The organism is Aeromonas sp. 130281 (assembly GCF_056642115.1).
The window spans coordinates 75,011-93,490 of sequence record NZ_JBWVQS010000002.1 but is presented as its reverse complement, the minus strand read 5'-3'; the positions used below and the strand labels follow the sequence as shown (position 1 = coordinate 93,490).

The window sequence follows — 18,480 nt, the reverse complement described above, 5'->3', positions numbered from 1 at the left end:
TGCCAGTGGCAGCCCCTCTTGCTGGGGCCTCAGGGGCCAGGGGTATAGCGGAAGGGTTCGAGCCTTGGGGCCAGCCCCTGACATGCGGGCTTGAGGGCCTCAGCGCCTGCCAGCAGCCAGTCGGTGCGATGGCGGTTGCCGAGGTTTACCATCTTCTCGGGCTCGAAACAGAGCACCATCAGATCCGCACTGCCCAGCACATGGCGCCCGGGCCCGGCCGCCACCCAGGCCGCCGCCTCGCGAGCCTGCTCCCCATCCCCCAGCAGGTAGGGGTAATGTTGCACGGGCTGCCGGGCGAACAGCAGGTGCTGCTCCTTGAAACCGGCCAGCAGCAGCTCGTCCCCCGCGGGCACCTCCTGCTGTGCCCGCGCCATCACCCCCTGCGGCGTGCGCATGTCGTTGAGGCGCACACAGATCCAGCAGGAGTAGAGCAGCCAACCCACCGCCAGCGAACAGAGGATGGCGCTGAGCGGCGCCCGGCGCAGCAGCACATTGACCAGCAGCAGCGCCGCCCCCAGCACCAGCAGGGGCAGCCAGGGGGCCGGTCCCAGCTCCCCCAGCCGGTTCGCCAGCTTGTCGCTGACGGCCAGCGCCCCCGCGCCGCCCACGCAGATGATCCCCAGCAACCAGCCGAGCCCGCCCAGCAGGCGGCCGGGCCAGACCCGCGCCAGCAGTGAACCTATGTAGGGCGCGGTCAGCAGTGCCAGGGCCGGGGTGCCTGGCGTGACATAGACGCCGCGCTTGCCCGGCGACAGGGAGAAGAAGAGCACCACCAGCACCAGGTAGCCGAACAGCAGTATGATGCGCTTGTCCTGCCTCTGGATGGCCTTGCGCCACGCCACCACCAGCCAGGGCAGCAGCAGGGAGAGGGGCAGCCAGAACGGCGGGATTACCGAGCTGAGGTAGTACCAGAAGGGTTTGACGTGATGCCAGGCATTCGCATAGCGGGTCACCGTCTGGCGTAGCAGTATGTTGTCTCTGTAGGCCTGCAGTACAGGATCCCCGCTCTGGGCCACCGCCGTCAGCATGGGCACCAGCCACAGCCCGATGGCCAGCAGCATGAACAGCGGCCCCGCCAGCGCCTTCAACCAGTCGACAGGGGGGACGGCACGGATCCTGTCTCTGTGGGTCCAGATTGCCGGGATCAGGATCAACAGGGCCAGCAGCCCCACCCCCTTGGTGATGATGCCGAGCCCGGCGGCAAACCAGCCGAGCCAGTACCAGCGCCAGCCTCCCCCGCAGAGCAGGAAGCGCACGAAACCGTAGACCCCCAGCGTGATGAAGCAGGTCACCAGAGCGTCTATCTGGGCCGTCTTGGCCTGCAGGGTGAACTGGACGGTAAACAGCAGCAGCAGCCCGGCCATGAAGCCCGTTGCCGGGTTCCACAGGCGGCGACCCAGATCCCACACCAGCGCGATGGTCAGCAGGCCCGCCAGCAGGGAGGGCAGCAGAAACGCCACCTTGATGGAGCCGGTCAGCAGATAGCCAAGGGCGATGCCCCACATAAACAAGGGGGGCTTGTCCGGGTAGATCTCGCCGCCGCGCATGGGGAAGAGCCACTGCCCACTCTCCACCATCTCCTTGGCGACCAGGGCGAAGCGCGGCTCGTCGGCGGGCCAGGGATCCCGCAGCCCGAGGCCGGCACCCAGCACTATCAGGGCGATCAGCAGCAGCCAGCCGAGGGAGGCCTGATTGAGCAGGAAGCGGTCATTTACCATGGTGGACCTCATTGACATCGACGAGCTTGCCACGTCTCCAGCCTTGATGCGGGATGACCAGAGGGACACGACTGAACTGGACATGCTTATTTGCCATGGCGGATCTCGTTGTCATCGACGGCCTTGCTATGGCGGCTCTCGTTGTCCTCGACGAGTTTGTCCCGCTTCCAGCCCCTGTGCTGGATATCCAGGTAGAGGCTGTAGAGGGCGGTGAAGGTGGGGAAGAGATTCTGCAGCACGCCGACGGAGTCCTGCTTGGGGGAGAAAACGAAGTAGCTGAGGGTCATTAGGCTGCCGAGCACGCTCATGTACCAGAACAGGCGCGGGATGACGGGTTTGCCGGCCCGCTTGGAGGCCAGGAACTGCACCAGCCAGCGGCCGCCGAACATCAGCGCCCCCGTGTAGCCGATGAGCTTCCAGCCGGTGACATGCAGGCCGGTCCAGTCGAACCAGGTCAGCTCCATGGAGAGCAGGGCATCGATCATCGCCGCCCTCCCGAGTGCAACCCGCCGACATGCAGGGCAACCTCATCCCTATCCAGCCAGATCGATGGCAACGAAAGCAGGGGCTCCATCACTCCAGCATCTCCCTGACTTCGACCACCTTGGATCGGCGCTGCAGCCACCAGACGCCGACCACGTCCACCAGCCCGACCCAGAGCCGGTTCCAGACCCCGTACTTGGAGACACCCGCCTGCCGTGGCCTGTGGTTGACCGGCCAGGGGGACATGCGCCCGCCCTGGGCCTGGATCAGGGCCGGAATGTAGCGGTGCATATGGTTGAAACCGGGCAGGCGCAGATACCAGTCGCGCCGCACCACCTTGAGACCGCAGCCGGTATCCGGGATGCCGTCCCGCAGCAGCAGATCGCGAAAACCGTTGGCCAGCCTGGACGAGAGGCGCTTCACCCAGTCATCCCGGCGATTGACACGGTGACCGATGAGCCCCACTTGATTCTTGTCCGAGGCGAAGCGGCGCCTGGCCTCCTCCAGCATGGCGGGAATGTCGGCCGGATCGTTCTGGCCATCGCCGTCGAGCACCACCAGCCAGTCGCCGCGCCCATGGCGCACGCCGCTCAGCACCGCCATGCTCTGGCCGACGGCCCTGGCATGACGCACCACCCGCAGCGCGGGGAACTGCGCCTTCAGACCGCAGAGCAAGGCATAGCTGTCATCCTCGCTGCCATCGTCCACATAGATCAGTTCGTAGCTGTATTTCCCCGCCAGCGCGGCATCGATCTCGCCGATGAGGGGGGCCAGATTGTCCCGCTCATCCTTGGCGGGCACCACGACAGAGACATCGATCGAATCAACCATATGCGCTTCCCAATCATGACGAAGGATGCAATCGGTTCGACTGCGTCCCCCATTTCTATTTTATCGACAAGCTCGCTAACATCATGCAAATACAAGACGTTAGAGTGCAAGGCCGGCAGTTTATTGCCCCAGAAATAATAAATCTATCAATTTTAGTTGTGCCGCAAGCAGAGGGATTGATCGCGTACACTCCAGACTCCCCATCACACTCACCAGGAGCGCTTTTTTACTCTGCCAAAAGTTCCAGACCGTTTTCATCTCTGATGGCCTGACACATAACCAGATGTTCCATCCCCTGGCTGGCGCCCCCCCCATATCGGGCCTATATCTTCCGGATACTAATTCGAGGTATCCATCATGCAGAGACTCTGCACCTGGGGCTGGGGAGTCCTGCTGCTGCTTGCCACCTACTCCCATGCCGACACCTTTCGCCAGGCCCCCAAGGCCATGAGCGCCTTGCGCCAGGGCGCAGCCATGGAGCAGAGCAACCCGCGGCGAGCCATAGCCCACTACTGCACTGCGGCCAGCCTGGGCAACCCGGAAGCCTACTATCGCATCGGCCGCCTGCTGGCTCGCGGGCCCCAGGGGATCCGCAGCCCCCGCCACGCCAACGCCTACCTCGCCATGGCCATGCGCCTTGGCAATCAGCAAGCGGCTCGCTACTACAACGAGCGGGTGGGCAACGCTCCCCTTGGCACCTGCGGCATCGGCGGGGGTGGAGGAGGCGCTCCCTGGGTGCGCCCCAGCACCCCCTTCGATCAGGATAGCTATCTGGCCCGCCAATCCCTCACCAAACAGAAGCTGGCCGTCATGATCCGCCAGGCCGCCCACCGTCACAAGGTCGACCCCCAGCTGGCGCTCGCCATCGCCATCGCCGAGTCCAATCTCAACAGCACAGCCGTCTCCCCCAAGCAGGCGCAAGGGGTCATGCAGCTCATTCCCGAAACCCAGGTGCGCTTCGGCGTGACCCGCCCCTTCGACGCCCAGCAGAACATCCGCGGCGCCATGATCTACCTGAAGTGGCTGGAGAAGCAGTTTGGCCCCGACTGGGTCAGGATCAGCGCCGCCTACAACGCCGGTGAACAGGCCGTGATCCGTCATGGCGGCGTACCGCCCTACCAGGAGACCCAGGAGTATGTGCAGCGGGTGCTCTACTACTCGGGGCAGGACGCGGCCAAGAGCACCAGGCGGCCCCGCTGACCCCTGGCACAAGCTGACCCCATGACTTCTCAAGGTCGGCTGATGAATCCTATCGAGCCAGAATTAAGGAAGTCTTAAGCCAGTTCGGCCCGAAACCCTGACCGGGCATCTGCCAGATGCCCGCCTCTTTTCCCCCCTCTGCCGATGGGGCTCCCTGCACTCAATGCCCCGGTTGTCTACTTTGCCGCCCTCTTCCCATTGGTTTACAATCGACGGGTTTTTTGGAACCGGGTCGGCCTCTGCCGACCAGGCCCCACCACGACGTCAGTTTGTTAATGCAAAGACATTAAACTGCTGAAAAGGAAGAGAATTAGCCAATGGCTCAATTTATTTACACCATGAACAGGGTCGGCAAGGTCGTGCCGCCCAAGCGTCATATCCTCAAGAACATTTCCCTCTCCTTCTTCCCGGGCGCCAAGATAGGCGTGCTGGGTCTGAACGGCGCCGGTAAATCCACCCTGCTGCGCATCATGGCGGGGATAGACACCGAGATCGAAGGGGAGGCCCGTCCGCAGCCCGGCATCAAGATCGGCTACCTGCCCCAGGAGCCGAAGCTGGATCCGGAGCAGACGGTCCGCGAGGCGGTGGAAGAGGCGGTCGGCGAGGTGAAACGCGCCATGGCTCGCCTGGATGAGGTCTATGCGGCCTATGCCGACCCGGATGCGGATTTTGACAAGCTGGCCCGCGAACAGGGCGAGCTGGAAGCCATCATCGCCGCCCAGGGTGGTCACAACATGGAGAACCAGCTGGAGCGCGCGGCCGACGCCCTGCGCCTGCCGGCCTGGGACGCCCAGATCAAGCACCTCTCCGGGGGTGAGCGCCGCCGGGTAGCCCTGTGCCGTCTGCTGCTGGAAAAGCCGGACATGCTGCTGCTGGACGAACCGACCAACCACCTGGATGCGGAATCCGTGGCCTGGCTGGAGCGCTTCCTGCACGACTACGAGGGCACCGTCGTGGCCATCACCCACGACCGCTACTTCCTCGACAACGTGGCGGGCTGGATCCTGGAGCTGGACCGCGGCGAGGGTATCCCCTGGGAAGGCAACTACTCCTCCTGGCTGGAGCAAAAAGACGCCCGTCTGGCTCAGGAAGCCAGCTCGGAAGCGGCCCGTCGCAAGTCCATCGAGAAGGAACTGGAGTGGGTGCGTCAGAACCCGAAAGGCCGTCAGGCCAAGTCCAAGGCCCGTATGGCTCGCTTCGAGGAGCTCAACACCAACGACTACCAGAAGCGCAACGAGACCAACGAGCTGTTCATTCCGCCCGGACCCCGTCTCGGCGACAAGGTGGTGGAGGTGGCAAACCTCTGCAAGTCCTACGGTGACCGCCAGCTGATCGACGATCTCTCCTTCTCCATTCCGAAGGGGGCCATCGTCGGCATCATTGGTCCGAACGGCGCTGGTAAATCCACCCTGTTCCGCATGATGTCGGGTCAGGAGCAGCCGGACTCCGGCACCATCACCCTGGGCGATACCGTGGTGCTGGCCTCGGTGGATCAGTTCCGCGACAGCATGAACGACAAGAAGACGGTGTTCGAGGAAGTCGCCGACGGTCAGGATATCCTGCGCATCGGCAACTACGAGTTCCCGAGCCGGGCCTACATAGGTCGCTTCAACTTCAAGGGCGCCGATCAGCAGAAGCGGGTCGGCGAGCTGTCCGGTGGCGAGCGCGGCCGTCTGCACCTGGCCAAGCTGCTGCAAACCGGCGGCAACGTCCTGCTGCTGGATGAACCGACCAACGATCTGGACATCGAAACCCTGCGCGCCCTCGAGAACGCCCTGCTGGAGTTCCCGGGTTGTGCCATGGTCATCTCCCACGATCGCTGGTTCCTCGACCGTATCGCCACCCACATCCTGGACTACCAGGACGAGGGCAAGATTGCCTTCTTCGAGGGCAACTTCACCGAATACGAAGAGTGGAAGAAGAAGACCTACGGCGCCGACGCCGTCCAGCCGCACCGCGCCAAGTACAAGCGCATCGCCAAGTAAGCGACTACGCTGCCATGAACTGGAGCGAGGCGGCCCAGCCGCACTGCTCCAGATACATAAGCGCATCGCCCCATCAGGGGGATTGCAACGTCACAAGGGGAGCCCGGGCTCCCCTTTCTTTTGCCTTTTCGCTTACACTCTCCCCGCTTCCCCCTACCGGCACTCACCGATGACCCAGACCAGCGCCCCCCCGAAGAGAGTCACCATCCAGATCCGGATCGAACCCGGCTGCCTGGGCCCGGATGGCAAGCGCCACATCGACACCTTCTGCACCGCGGCCAGCCGGATCTTTGCCGCCATCGAACCCGAGCGGGTGAGCTGGGTGCTGCTCCCCCGTCATGACAAGCAGTTGCCCGAGCAGGCCTACTTCATCGACGGGCGCACCCTGAGCGAGGCACAGGCCAGCCTGCTGCTGCAGCGCATGGGGCTGACGCTCGCCACCTTGCAGGAGCACAGCGACGCAGTGCTGGCCCAGCTGGTGGAGCGCTACCTCAAGAGCCGCTGAGGGGCACCATGGCAACACAAGCCTCTATCGAACCTTGTTTTTGCACCTCGACGGGCAAACGTTTGAATTTTTACTCTATTCATTGATCCGCCTCGCAGATCCGGGGTTTGTAAACGTCGCCGCCTGTGTAAAAATGTGCGCGCTGTCACGGTATCAGGACGAGTCTGGTCGCTCAGTCGCCAGAAACAGGGCAACCCAGCCCCCATGGATGGGGTTGACTGTTCGCCTGCTGCTTATTTCACGTCACCCATTGGAATCCAACATGAATCAACCACACAACGCCACAGAGCAGGCAGCCAACCCGGCCGCCGGGCAAGGATTGCTCGAGCGCCTGTTTGCCCTGAAAGGCCATGGCACCACGGCCCGCACCGAGGTCATCGCCGGCATCACCACCTTCCTGACCATGGTCTACATAGTGTTCGTCAACCCGCAGATCCTCTCTGCGGCGGGCATGGACACCCAGGCGGTGTTCGTCACCACCTGCCTCATCGCCGGCATCGGCAGCATTCTCATGGGGTTGCTGGCGAACCTGCCCATCGCCCTGGCCCCCGCCATGGGGCTGAATGCCTTCTTCGCCTTCGTGGTGGTGGCCGGCATGGGCTACTCCTGGCAGGTCGGCATGGGCACCATCTTCTGGGGCGCCTTAGGATTGCTGATCCTCACCCTGCTGCGGGTACGCTACTGGCTGATTGCCAACATCCCCCTCACCCTGCGGGTCGGCATCACAGCCGGCATAGGCCTGCTGATCGCCCTGCTCGGCCTGCACAACGCCGGCATAGTGGTGGCCAGCCCCGCTACCATGGTGACGGTGGGCAACCTCACCTCCCTGCCCTGCCTGCTGGGGCTGCTCGGCTTCTTCCTGATCTGCATCTTCTCCGCCCGCGGTGTGCACTCCGCCGTGCTGATCGCCATCGTCGTCACCACCACCCTGGGCTGGCTGTTTGGCGACGTGACCTTCAAGGGCTTTGTCTCTGTGCCGCCGAGCATCACCCCCGTCTTCGGTCAGCTGGACCTGATGGGATCGCTGGACATCAGCCTCGCGGGGATCATCTTCTCCTTTATGCTGGTCAATCTGTTCGACTCTTCCGGCACCCTGATCGGCGTCACCAACCGCGCCAAGCTGGCGGATGACAAGGGCCACTTCCCGCGCATGAAGCAGGCGCTGGTGGTGGACAGCGTGAGCTCGGTCGGCGGCGCCTTTATGGGCACCTCTTCCGTGACGGCGTACATCGAGAGCAGCTCAGGGGTGGCCGTCGGCGGCCGTACCGGCCTGACCGCCATCGTGGTCGGCGTGCTGTTCCTGCTGGCGATCTTCTTCTCCCCGGTTGCCGCCATGGTGCCGGCCTATGCCGCCGCCGGCGCCCTCATCTACGTGGGGGTGCTGATGTGCTCCGAGCTGACCCGGGTGAAGTGGGAAGACCTGACCGAGGCGGTGCCGGCCTTCATGACAGCGGTGATGATGCCGTTCAGCTTCTCCATCACCGAGGGGATAGCCGTGGGCTTCATCTCCTACTGCGTGATGAAGGCGGGCACCGGCCGCTGGCGCGAGATCAACCCCTGCGTGCTGGTGGTGGCCCTGCTGTTCGTGCTCAAGTTCGTCTGGGTCGACAGCCACTAATCCCGGCTTTCGCATACAAAAATGCCCGTCATCGACGGGCATTTTTTATGGCTGGCAAAGGGCAGGGTTCAACGGATGCCGCGGGCCTCGCGGATCCACTCCCAGGCCTGCTGGATCTCCTGGGTCTTCTCCTTGGCCATCTCCATCATCTCGGGGGGCAGCCCCTTGGCGGCCAGCTTGTCCGGGTGATGCTTGCTCATCTCCTTGCGATAGGCGCGCTTGATATCCTGATCGCTGTCGCTCTCGCTCACCCCCAGCAGCTGGTAGGCATCCTTGAGGCGATCCGGGGAGGGGGCCTCCTGCCGGTATTGCTGCCCTTGTCCACTCTGCTGCTGGCGGTGGAAGAAGTTCATCTGCGCCTCCGCCATCGCCAGGATCCGCGCCAGCTCGATACGGCTGAAGCCGAGCTCGTCCGCTATGGTCTGCAGGATGGCACGCTCGTTGGCCTCCACCTTGCCATCGGCAAAGGCGGCCTGCAGCTGCACCTCCAGGAAGAAGCGCAGGATGTCGCGCTGCCCCAGGCTGGCGCGGCGGAACTCCGCCAGGGTTTCGCGCAGCGGAAAATCGCTCTCCTTGCCCTGACGGAACGACTCCTGGGCCCGCACCCGCTGCTCGCCGGAGAGTCGCATCCTGTCCATCAGGCTGGAGGCGACCCGGATCTCGTGCTCGGTGACCTGACCGCTCGCCTTGGCGATGTGGCCCATGACGGCGAAGGTGGCGTGGAAGAAGACCGCCTGCTGCTGCTGGCTGGGAGCTCGCTGGAACGCCCCCCGAATGCCCATGCCCCGATCGAAGCGGTGGCCGATCCAGAGGCCGAGCAGGGCGCCGAAGATGTTGCCGAGCAGAAAACCGAAGAAGGCGCCAAGCACCTTACCCCAAATACGCATGGTTCAAGACCTCGTGATGTTAATGAGTGCCGGCAAGCAGCTGGCCATCCAGCTCCCGCAGCCGATCGACTGTGCCTATGTCTCGCCACTCGCCGGCCAGCAGAGTGCCACCGACCCGGCCTTGTGCCATCCAGTCGCGCAGCAGGGGTGCCAGCTTGCGGGCACCGCAAGGCAGGGGGACAAAGGCCGCCGGGTGATAGAGGCCGACCCCGCTGAAGGTGAGGGCTGGCGCGTCCAGCACCCGGCCGTCTTGCAGGGAGAAATCCCCTTGAGGGTGCTGGGGCGGATTGGGTACCAGCCAGAGATGGGCCAGGTCCTCTCCCAGCGACTGGTTCACCAGAGCACCATAATCCCCGTCAATCCAGGTATCGCCGTTGATCACCAAGAAGGGCTCAGCCCCCAGCAGTGGCAATGCCTGCACTATGCCGCCCGCGGTCTCGAGGGCACTCTCCTCCGCCGACCACAGGATCTCGACCCCGAACTGGCGGCCATCGCCGAGGGCCTCCACCAGCTTGTGACCGAGCCAGGCGTGGTTGATGACCAGCCGGGTCACCCCGGCCGCCTTGAGCTTCTCGATGTGGTGGACGATGAGGGGCTTGCCCCCCACCGCCAGCAGCGGCTTGGGCAGCAGGTCGGTGAGCGGGCGCATCCGCTCGCCACGACCGGCGGCCAGGATCATCGCCTTCATGACGGCTCCCCGGCACGCCGTGCCTCTGCCGCCCGGGCCAGGCCCGGCAGCACGATCCGCTGCAACCAGTCGCCGAAGCGGGCCAGCACCGGATGCTCGGCCCCATGCTGGCGGCACACGTCCACCACATAGCCCAGGGTGCGGGGGATGTCCTTGAGGTAGCCGGACTTGCCATCCCTGTGATAGAGACGGGTGAAGAGACCGGCCGCCTTCAGATGACGCTGCATGCCGGTCAGGTCGGCGTGACGACGGAAGCTGGCATAATCGAGCCCGTCGAGCAGGCCTGCCCGGCTCAGGGTCTCAAAGCCATGGCTCATGCCCTGCTCGATCACCTCATCGGGCCAGCGCACGTAACAGTCTTTCAGCAGGGAGACCAGATCGTAGCTCAGCGGCCCGATGACCATGTCTTGGAAGTCGATGACGGCAAGCCGGCTGCCGTCCGGCGTATCGCCGCCGCACACCATCAGGTTGCGGCTGTGGAAGTCTCTGTGCATCACCCCCTGGGGCTGGGCCAGGTTGTTCTGCGTGAGGCAGGCGAACATCTCGTCCAGCAGTTGCTGTTCGGTCTCGCCGAGACTCAGATGCAGGTGATGACCCAGCAACCACTCGGGGAAGATGGCGTTCTCGCGGGCCATGAAGGCCTCGTCGAAGGGCTCGAGCTCGAGCGCCACCGAGCCGAGCCGAGGCAGCAGTCCTATGGCCTTGCCATACCAGGCCAGCACGTTGTCATCGTTCAGGCAGCCGATAAGCTGGGTATCGCCAAGGTCACTGACCGCCAGCAGCCCCTGCTCATAGTCGACCCCCTTCACCTCGGGGGCCAGTAGCCCAACGCCGTGCAGGGCGGCGGCATTGCGAACGAATTCATGATTTTTTTCGGTTTTCGGATTAGCATCCACCCACACCAGGCCACCACCACGGAAGTAGCGGCGGAAACTGGCGTCACCGGAAATAAGCGTCAACGAGAGGTTGGCATCACCGGTAATCCGGCGTGCCCATTGCAATAGCAGGGAAGCGCGATCGTGCATGAGTCGGGAACCAAATTGGAAAGCAGCACTTGGCTGTTAGCCCTGGCCGCAATAATGCTTTATCATTGCCGGCTAACATAAAGCAATGACATGCAATGTCAACTCGATGGATCCTGACATAAAATGCATGCCCTGAATCAACCGTTTTTACTACGGATTGCGCGAGCCCTTCACATGACAAAATGGACACTGGGGTCTTCTTATCCCATCGCCCTGACCATCAGCCTTGTTCCTGCCCTGAGTCCGTTCACGGTGCAGGCGGCGCCCCTCAATGCGCCACCGGCCACCGGGATCCTCAACAGCCTCTGCTATGACTATGTCCCCAAGGTCGAGAAACCCAGCGCGGATCAGGACGCCAATGCCCAGCCCGTCGAAGTGGATGCCGATCGCCTTGAGGCCAAGCAGGGCGGGACCGCAGTCTATGAAGGTGACGTCAAGGTGCGTCAGGGCGTGCGCAAATTTGACTCCGACTACGCCCAGCTCGATCAGAAGAGCCGGGATGTCATCGCCATCGGCAACATCTATTACAACGATGGCCAGATTACTGTCACCAGCGACAAGACCCTCAAATCCAACCTGGACACCAAGAACTCCGAGCTGGAAGAGGGCAAGTATCAGGTGCATGGTTCACCGGTGCGCGGCTTCGCCGAAAAAGTCACCATGACCAACAACAACCAGAACATCACCCTGGAGGGGGCCCAGTACACCACCTGCCCACCGGGTCAGGAGGCCTGGACCCTGAAGGCCGGCAGCATCGACATCGATCAGTCCGAGGTGTTCGGGGAAGCCTGGAACGCCAGCCTCTGGCTCTATGACTATCCGGTCTTCTATTTCCCCTATATCAACTTCCCCATCAAGGATGAGCGCAAGACGGGCCTGCTCTACCCTGGCTATACCCAAAGCTCCAAGAACGGCATGGACATCACCCAGCCGTTCTACTGGAACATAGCGCCGAACTACGATGCCACCATCACCTCCCGCTTCATGGACAGACGGGGCCTGATGGAGCAGGTCGAGTTCCGCTACATGCCGGACCCGGCCCACGTGGGCAGCCTCTATTTCGAAAACCTGGCGGATGACAAACAGTACGACGAGACGGACAGCCTCAACGATTACCTGTCCGACGGGCATCGCTACCTGCTGAACGCCCGCCACACCTCCATGTTCATGGACAACGCCCTGCGGGTGTCGGTGGACTACACCAAGGTGCGGGATCGGGACTACAACTACTTCAACGACTTCTCCCCCAAGGTGGGGACCCAGGTCGACAACCAGCTGCAGCAGTCCCTCACTGCCGGCTACTTCCAGCAGAGCTGGAACCTCAATGCCGAGGTGCGCACCTACCAGATCCTGCTGGCCAGCGCCCAGCAGCCCCACGAGCTGATGCCGCGCATCGATCACAACTACTACCACCAGGGCAGCTGGTACGATCTGGCCTGGAACACAGAGCTGACCAACTTCGGCTACAACAATGACCAGGCCGTCCAGCAGAACCAGGGGGAGGCCTATACCGGCACCCGGGTCTACACGGCGCCCACCCTGACCATACCGCTCATCGACGAAGCCGGCTACTTCCTCGACAGCCAGTACAAGCTGATGTACACCCGTTACGATCAGACGGTGCCGGATGACATGAGCAGCACCTTCACCAACCGATTCACTCCTCAGGGTGGGGGGGATGTCACTCTGGAAGAGGGCATCATCACCCGGGTGCTGCCTTCGTTTCGCCTCAAGGGCGGCATGACCTTCGAGCGCGATCAGCAGTGGTTCGGCGAAGGGGCCAGCCAGACCCTGGAGCCCGAGTTCCAGTACCTCTATGTGCCCTACAAGGATCAGGACAACATCGGGGTCTACGACTCCACCACCATGCGTCAGGACTACTACAGCCTGTTCAGCGACCGCCGTTTCGCCGGCCTGGATCGGATCAGCGACTCCAACCGGCTCTCGGTCGGCGTCACCACCCGTATCTATGATCCGGCCGGGGATGAACGAATTAGGCTGGCCGTTGCCCAAGCCTTCGACTTCGTGGCGCCCAGGGTCAAGCTCTACTCCAGCGACGAGCTGAGCACCAATACCCGCTCCCCGCTCTCGTTCGAGGGTGACGCCAAGATCAACGAGCAGTGGTATGCCCATGCCGGGGCACAATATGATCTGGAGCAGCGTCAGATAAGCTCCTCCAACAGCGCCCTGGAGTACCGCCACGAGAAGCTGATCAGCCAGTTGAGCCACCGCTTCGTGCGGGACGCCAACTACGACCTGGATCGCAAGGGCGAGGTGACGGATCTCAACCAGATCGGCCTGCTGTTGACCACACCGCTCAACGATCAGTGGCACCTCTATGGCGGCTACTATCAGGAGCTCGATCAGAACGTCAAAGTTGACCGTAAGGTGGGTCTGAAATATGACTCCTGCTGCTGGAGCATCAACTTCAACCTGGAGTGGGTCAATACGCCGGACAACGTGAACCTGGCCCCGACGTCCGAGCGCAGCCTCGGCATTCAATTTGAAATGAAAGGATTGGGTAGCGTGGGTACCGGCTCCAAGGGCACCTCCCTTGACACCGAAGCACTGCCTTACATTCGTCCGTTTAACCTGCGAGACCAATAACGGGTCTGGCAAACGCCTTGAGAGATGGATATGAAGAAGACGTTGATTTCCCTGCTGACCGCAGGCCTGTTTGGAGTCATGAGCCAGGGCGCCCTCGCCGCGCCCGAGCTGGTGGACAAGGTGCTTGCCGTGGTCAACAAGGACGTGGTGCTGGCCAGTCAGCAGGAAGCCCTGGTACAGAAGGTGAAGGCTTCTGCGCAGGAGAGCGGCCAATCCCTGCCCGATGACGTCACCCTTCGCAAGCAGGCGCTGGATCGTCTGATCCAGGAGAGCCTGCAACTGCAGCTGGCGGATCGCCAGGGGCTCAAGATCAGTGATACCCAGCTGGAGCAAGCCATCCAGAGCATAGCCGCCGACAACAAGATGAACCTGGAGCAGCTGCGTGCCCAGCTCGAACGGGAAGGGCTGACCTATGCCCAGTACCGGGAAGAGGTGCGCCGCGAGATCCTGATGAACGAGGTACGCCGCAGCCAGGTTCGCCGCCGCATCAACATCTCCGAGCAGGAGGTGAAGCAAGTGGTCGAGGCCCTGAGCAAACAGGGTCAGCAACAGACCGAATACCATGTCGGCCACATCCAGGTTGCCCTGCCTGACAACCCCAATGCCGAGCAGCTCAACGCCGCCAAGGCCAAGATAGAGCGCATCCTGGCTGCACTGAAGGAAGGGGCGGACTTCCGCAAGCTGGCCATCGCCGAGAGTAACGGCCCCAAGGCCCTGGAAGGGGGTGACTGGGGCTGGATGAGCCCGCAGGAGATGCCGACCCTGATGTCCGAGGCGGTACAGGGCGCCGGCAAGGGCGATATCGTCGGCCCGCTGCGCTCCGGCGCCGGTCTGCACATCATCAAGATCTTCGACACCAAGGGTCAGCAGCAAGTGATGCAGACCGAGGTGAAGGCCCGCCACATCCTGATCAAGCCCTCCATCATCCTCTCCGAGGAGAAGGCCAAGGGGACCCTGGACGGCATCTTGCACGACATCAAGAGCGGCAAGGCGAGCTTTGCCAGCATGGCGGAGAAGTACTCCGAGGATCCGGGCTCTGCGGTGCAGGGTGGCGAGCTGGGCTGGTCTGATCCCAACGTCTATGTGCCGGAGTTCCGCGACATGGTCAACCGCCTGCAACCGGGCCAGATCAGCGAGCCCTTCCGCACCAGCCACGGCTGGCACATAGTGCAGCTGGAAGATCGCCGCAGCCAGGATGCCACCGGCAAGGCCCAGGAACAGCGCGCCTATCAGCTCATCTTCAACCGCCGCTTCACCGAAGAGTCCCAGGCCTGGCTGGATGAGCTGCGCGACGAAGCCTACATCCAGATCGAACCCAATTAATGGGCGACGAGCAGATGAACAGCCATCGTCTTGCCATCACGCCGGGTGAGCCCGCCGGCATAGGTCCGGATCTGGTGCTGCAGATAGCCCAGCGGGACTGGCCGCACCAATTGGTGGTGATCGCCGATCCGGCGCTGCTGCGCGAGCGCGCCGCCCTGCTGGGGCTGCCCATCGAGCTGCAACCCTATGATGCCGCTGCCCCCGTGAGGGGTCAGCGGGCGGGCACCCTGACGGTCTGTCCCGTCCCTCTCGGCGCCCCCGTGGTGCCGGGCGAGCTCGACGAGGGCAATGGCGCCTATGTGCTGGCCACCCTGCAGCGCGCCTGCGACGGCAACCTGAGCGGCGAATTCGCCGCCGTGGTGACTGGTCCGGTGCACAAGGGGATCATCAACCAGGCGGGCGTCTCGTTCAGCGGCCACACCGAATTCTTCGCCCAGCAGTCAGACACCGCCGACGTGGTGATGCTGCTGGCTACCGAAGGGCTGCGGGTGGCGCTGGCGACCACCCACATTCCCCTCGCCTACGTGGCCATGGCCATCACGCAGGAGCGCCTTGCCAAGGTGATCCGCATCCTGGATGCGGATCTCAAGGGCAAGTTCGGCATAGCCCACCCCAGAATTTACGTCTGCGGCCTCAACCCCCATGCCGGGGAAGGGGGCCATCTCGGCCGTGAAGAGATCGACGTGATCGAACCCGCCCTGGCCAGTCTGCGCCAGGAGGGGATAGATCTGGTCGGCCCCTTGCCGGCCGACACCCTGTTCCAGGAGAAATACCTCAAGGATGCGGATGCGGTACTCGCCATGTACCACGACCAGGGGCTGCCTGTGCTCAAATACAAGGGCTTTGGCAACTCGGTCAACATCACCCTCGGACTTCCTTTCATCCGTACTTCGGTGGATCACGGCACAGCGCTGGATCTGGCAGGCAAGGGCCTGGCAGACTCGGGCAGCCTGGTCACCGCGATTAACCACGCCATCCAGATGGTAGAGAAAAAAAGATATGAGCAGTAAGGTGCAGAGCAACAAGGTGCACATGGGCCACACGGCCCGTAAGCGTTTCGGTCAGAACTTCTTGCACGACCGTTATGTGATCGACCAGATCGTCGCCGCCATCAATCCGCAGCCGGGTCAGAACCTGGTGGAAATCGGCCCGGGTCTGGCGGCACTGACCGAACCGGTCGCCTCCCAGATGGACAAGATGACGGTGGTCGAGCTTGACCGGGATCTGGCGGCTCGCCTGCGCGAGCACCCGACCCTCAAGGAGAAGCTGACGGTGATCGAGGCCGATGCCATGCGCTTCGACTTCGGCACCCTGATGGGAGAAGGCAAACCGCCCCTGCGCATCTTCGGCAACCTGCCCTACAACATCTCCACCCCGCTCATCTTCCACCTGTGCGAGTTCGCCGACCGGGTGGAGGACATGCACTTCATGCTGCAAAAGGAAGTGGTACTGCGTCTGGCCGCCGGTCCCGGCAGCAAGGCCTATGGCCGCCTGAGCGTGATGACCCAGTACTACTGCCAGGTGGTGCCAGTGCTGGAAGTGGGCCCCGGCGCCTTCAAACCGGCCCCCAAGGTCGACTCGGCCGTGGTGCGCCTCATCCCGCACAAGAACCCGACCATAGTCGCGAAAGACATCCGCTGCCTGAGCCGGGTCTGCACCGAGGGCTTCGGCCAGCGTCGCAAGACCATCCGCAACAGCTTCTCCAACTTCATCACCGACGCTCAGCTGACCGAGCTTGGCATAGATGGCAACCTGCGCCCGGAGAACCTCTCCCTCGAGCAGTTCGTCATGATAGCCAACTGGCTGGCCGATCAGCAGCAGGCCTGATCCCATGGCATCCCCCCGGATAGTGGTTCGCCCGCACCCCAGCTATGTGGCGGGCACCGAGGATCCCTACCATTTTCTCTATCTCATCGAGATAGAGAATCTGGGGCCGGGCAAGGTGCAGCTGCTGCATCGGCGCTGGCTCATCACGGATGCCAATGGCAAGATGCTGGAAGTGGAAGGTCCCGGGGTCGTGGGCGAGCAGCCCTTCATCGCCCCCGGCGAGACCTTCACCTATCAGAGTGGCGTTCCCCTCCCCACCCCCTTCGGCGTGATGGAAGGCAGTTACACCCTGCAAGACGAATCGGGGCAGCAGTTTGAGGCCCCCATAGCCCCCTTCACACTGGCCGTTCCCAACATTATCAACTGAGGTTTCATGGCGAATTGTTTCGTCGGTGATATCCAGGGCTGCTACGACGATCTGCGCCGTCTGCTGGATCTTGCCGAATTCGACCCCGACAACGACACCCTCTGGCTGTGCGGCGATCTGGTCGCCCGCGGGCCGGACTCTCTCAACACCCTGCGCTTCGTCAAGTCACTGGGAAACCGCGCCGTGACCGTGCTCGGCAACCACGACCTGCACCTGCTGGCGGTGGCTCATGGGGTCGCCCCCCTCAAGAAGAAAGACAAGCTGCAGGCCCTGATGGAAGCCCCGGATCGGGACGATCTGCTGGAGTGGCTGCGCCACCGTCCACTGCTGGCGGAGCACCCGGATCTCCCCATCATGATGATCCATGCCGGTCTATCTCCGGCCTGGGATGCCCACACGGCACGCAGCTGCGCCCGCGAGGTGGAGACGCTGCTGCGCGGCGATCAGTACAGCTGGCTGCTGCACAACATGTATGGCGATCAACCCGATAGCTGGGACGAAAATCTGCTGGGGATAGAGCGCTACCGCTACATCATCAACAGCTTCACCCGGATGCGCTTCTGCTACTTCGATGGCCGGCTCGACTTCAAGTGCAAGAAGGGGCCCACGGAGTCCACCCCCGGCCTGCGCCCCTGGTTCGAGCAGCGCGAGCACCATGTGGACGATCCCATACTGGTGTTCGGCCACTGGGCGGCCCTGATGGGAGCCACCGGCAAAGATGACATCAAGGGGCTGGACACCGGCTGCGTCTGGGGCAACAGCCTCACCCTCTGGCGCTACGAGGACGATGCCCTGATAGCGACCCCCTGCCCTGCCTATGCCAAGTGAGCATCAGTGAGGCAGTCATCAGGAAGAGCTGATATAAAACGGGCCCGGCATTGCCGGGCCCGTGCTTTATGGGGTGAGGTTGTGGCTTACAGCTTGCGCCCCAGCCGTTTCTCGACCTGGCGCCGCTCCCATTCGGGCCCGAACAGCTTGAATGGCTGGAACAGGTTGATGGCGTGGGACATCAGGCCCAGCCCCCAGCCCAGCATGGGCCACCAGGCCCAGATATAGTCCGGGTTGCTCAGGTAGTTGATGACAAACAGCCCCCCTATCACCAGCACATAGCTGATGAGGTGGCCGTAGAAGCCCTTGAGCCCCTCGACGAACTTCATCGCCTCCCGCTCATCCCTGGCCACATGCACTGTCCCCTGACTGTCGGTCTCGTTCCCTTTCATCTCGCTCTCCTGCAGTTGAGTCACATCGAGCTCAAAGACGGCGGCCAGGGCCTTGAGGGATTCCAGTCCGGGCTGCTGGCCCTGCTCGATCCGCTGTATGGTGCGGACACTCAAGCCAGTCAGGGTCGCCAACTGATCCTGGGACCAACCCCGCTGCAATCTCAACTTCCTGACGATCATCTTGGACTCCTTGTGG

At 62.9% G+C, this 18,480-nt stretch carries 17 protein-coding genes; 10 read left to right on the top strand and 7 right to left on the bottom strand.

Translation table 11 applies throughout. The features are described 5' to 3' along the window. Positions 1-29: 29 nt before the first annotated feature. The 3 genes from AC1IN8_RS07420 to AC1IN8_RS07410 all read right to left on the bottom strand — a co-directional run bounded on the left by AC1IN8_RS07420 (position 30) and on the right by AC1IN8_RS07410 (position 3,032). Positions 30-1,718 (bottom strand): ArnT family glycosyltransferase, encoded by a 1,689-nt coding sequence (locus tag AC1IN8_RS07420; protein WP_479758509.1) that lies wholly within the window; start codon positions 1,716-1,718, stop codon positions 30-32. Positions 1,719-1,804: 86 nt separating this feature from the next. After that, the gene (locus tag AC1IN8_RS07415; RefSeq protein ID WP_479758508.1) at positions 1,805-2,203 is read right to left on the bottom strand and encodes a lipid-A-disaccharide synthase N-terminal domain-containing protein; all 399 of its coding nucleotides are present in this window, start codon (positions 2,201-2,203) and stop codon (positions 1,805-1,807) included. Between the two features lie 88 nt (positions 2,204-2,291). Continuing rightward, entirely contained in the window at positions 2,292-3,032 is a 741-nt protein-coding gene (locus AC1IN8_RS07410; RefSeq protein WP_479758507.1) for a glycosyltransferase, read from the bottom strand. Positions 3,033-3,389: 357 nt separating this feature from the next. Here AC1IN8_RS07410 and AC1IN8_RS07405 point away from each other — a divergent pair, with 357 nt between their 5' ends. The 4 genes from AC1IN8_RS07405 to AC1IN8_RS07390 all read left to right on the top strand — a co-directional run bounded on the left by AC1IN8_RS07405 (position 3,390) and on the right by AC1IN8_RS07390 (position 8,340). Beyond that, positions 3,390-4,232 (top strand): lytic transglycosylase domain-containing protein, encoded by an 843-nt coding sequence (locus tag AC1IN8_RS07405; protein ID WP_479758506.1) that lies wholly within the window; start codon positions 3,390-3,392, stop codon positions 4,230-4,232. Between the two features lie 317 nt (positions 4,233-4,549). Continuing rightward, on the top strand, positions 4,550-6,217 hold the full coding sequence (gene ettA, locus AC1IN8_RS07400) for an energy-dependent translational throttle protein EttA (RefSeq protein WP_005329110.1): 1,668 nt from the start codon (positions 4,550-4,552) through the stop codon (positions 6,215-6,217). Positions 6,218-6,386: 169 nt separating this feature from the next. Further along, entirely contained in the window at positions 6,387-6,722 is a 336-nt protein-coding gene (locus AC1IN8_RS07395) for a hypothetical protein (protein ID WP_429109349.1), read from the top strand. A gap of 262 nt (positions 6,723-6,984) precedes the next feature. After that, a complete protein-coding gene (locus tag AC1IN8_RS07390) occupies positions 6,985-8,340 on the top strand; it encodes an NCS2 family permease (RefSeq protein WP_171272518.1) in 1,356 nt (451 codons plus the stop codon). Positions 8,341-8,408: 68 nt separating this feature from the next. Here the strand turns inward: AC1IN8_RS07390 and djlA are convergent, their stop codons facing one another. From djlA to AC1IN8_RS07375, 3 genes are read right to left on the bottom strand one after another with little or no spacing between them, the layout of a single operon-like run. Continuing rightward, the gene (gene djlA, locus AC1IN8_RS07385; RefSeq protein WP_479758505.1) at positions 8,409-9,227 is read right to left on the bottom strand and encodes a co-chaperone DjlA; all 819 of its coding nucleotides are present in this window, start codon (positions 9,225-9,227) and stop codon (positions 8,409-8,411) included. Between the two features lie 19 nt (positions 9,228-9,246). Next, positions 9,247-9,915: an N-acetylmuramate alpha-1-phosphate uridylyltransferase MurU gene (murU, locus tag AC1IN8_RS07380; protein WP_413834608.1), complete on the bottom strand. Its 669-nt coding sequence runs from the start codon at positions 9,913-9,915 to the stop codon at positions 9,247-9,249. Further along, positions 9,912-10,940, bottom strand: coding sequence for an aminoglycoside phosphotransferase family protein (locus tag AC1IN8_RS07375; protein WP_413834610.1), 1,029 nt, complete (start codon positions 10,938-10,940; stop codon positions 9,912-9,914). The genes murU and AC1IN8_RS07375 overlap by 4 nt, the downstream gene beginning before the upstream one ends. A gap of 174 nt (positions 10,941-11,114) precedes the next feature. Here AC1IN8_RS07375 and lptD point away from each other — a divergent pair, with 174 nt between their 5' ends. Genes lptD through AC1IN8_RS07345 form a run of 6 tightly spaced genes read left to right on the top strand, consistent with a single transcriptional unit; the run spans position 11,115 to position 17,892 of the window. Continuing rightward, positions 11,115-13,547, top strand: a complete 2,433-nt coding sequence (gene lptD / locus AC1IN8_RS07370; protein WP_247627189.1) for an LPS assembly protein LptD — start codon at positions 11,115-11,117, stop codon at positions 13,545-13,547. A 30-nt stretch (positions 13,548-13,577) separates the two neighbouring features. Further along, positions 13,578-14,870 carry a peptidylprolyl isomerase SurA gene (surA, locus tag AC1IN8_RS07365; RefSeq protein WP_139435016.1) on the top strand — a complete coding sequence of 431 codons (1,293 nt, stop codon included), beginning with the start codon at positions 13,578-13,580 and terminating at the stop codon, positions 14,868-14,870. Between the two features lie 14 nt (positions 14,871-14,884). Further along, positions 14,885-15,880 carry a 4-hydroxythreonine-4-phosphate dehydrogenase PdxA gene (gene pdxA, locus AC1IN8_RS07360; protein WP_479758502.1) on the top strand — a complete coding sequence of 332 codons (996 nt, stop codon included), beginning with the start codon at positions 14,885-14,887 and terminating at the stop codon, positions 15,878-15,880. Beyond that, on the top strand, positions 15,870-16,697 hold the full coding sequence (gene rsmA, locus AC1IN8_RS07355; protein ID WP_162519146.1) for a 16S rRNA (adenine(1518)-N(6)/adenine(1519)-N(6))-dimethyltransferase RsmA: 828 nt from the start codon (positions 15,870-15,872) through the stop codon (positions 16,695-16,697). The genes pdxA and rsmA overlap by 11 nt, the downstream gene beginning before the upstream one ends. Positions 16,698-16,701: 4 nt before the next feature. Next, positions 16,702-17,064: a Co2+/Mg2+ efflux protein ApaG gene (gene apaG / locus AC1IN8_RS07350; RefSeq protein ID WP_202047092.1), complete on the top strand. Its 363-nt coding sequence runs from the start codon at positions 16,702-16,704 to the stop codon at positions 17,062-17,064. A 6-nt stretch (positions 17,065-17,070) separates the two neighbouring features. Continuing rightward, entirely contained in the window at positions 17,071-17,892 is an 822-nt protein-coding gene (locus tag AC1IN8_RS07345) for a symmetrical bis(5'-nucleosyl)-tetraphosphatase (protein ID WP_479758500.1), read from the top strand. Between the two features lie 86 nt (positions 17,893-17,978). Here the strand turns inward: AC1IN8_RS07345 and AC1IN8_RS07340 are convergent, their stop codons facing one another. Then, the gene (locus AC1IN8_RS07340) at positions 17,979-18,464 is read right to left on the bottom strand and encodes a 2TM domain-containing protein (RefSeq protein ID WP_139435023.1); all 486 of its coding nucleotides are present in this window, start codon (positions 18,462-18,464) and stop codon (positions 17,979-17,981) included. Positions 18,465-18,480 lie beyond the last annotated feature (16 nt).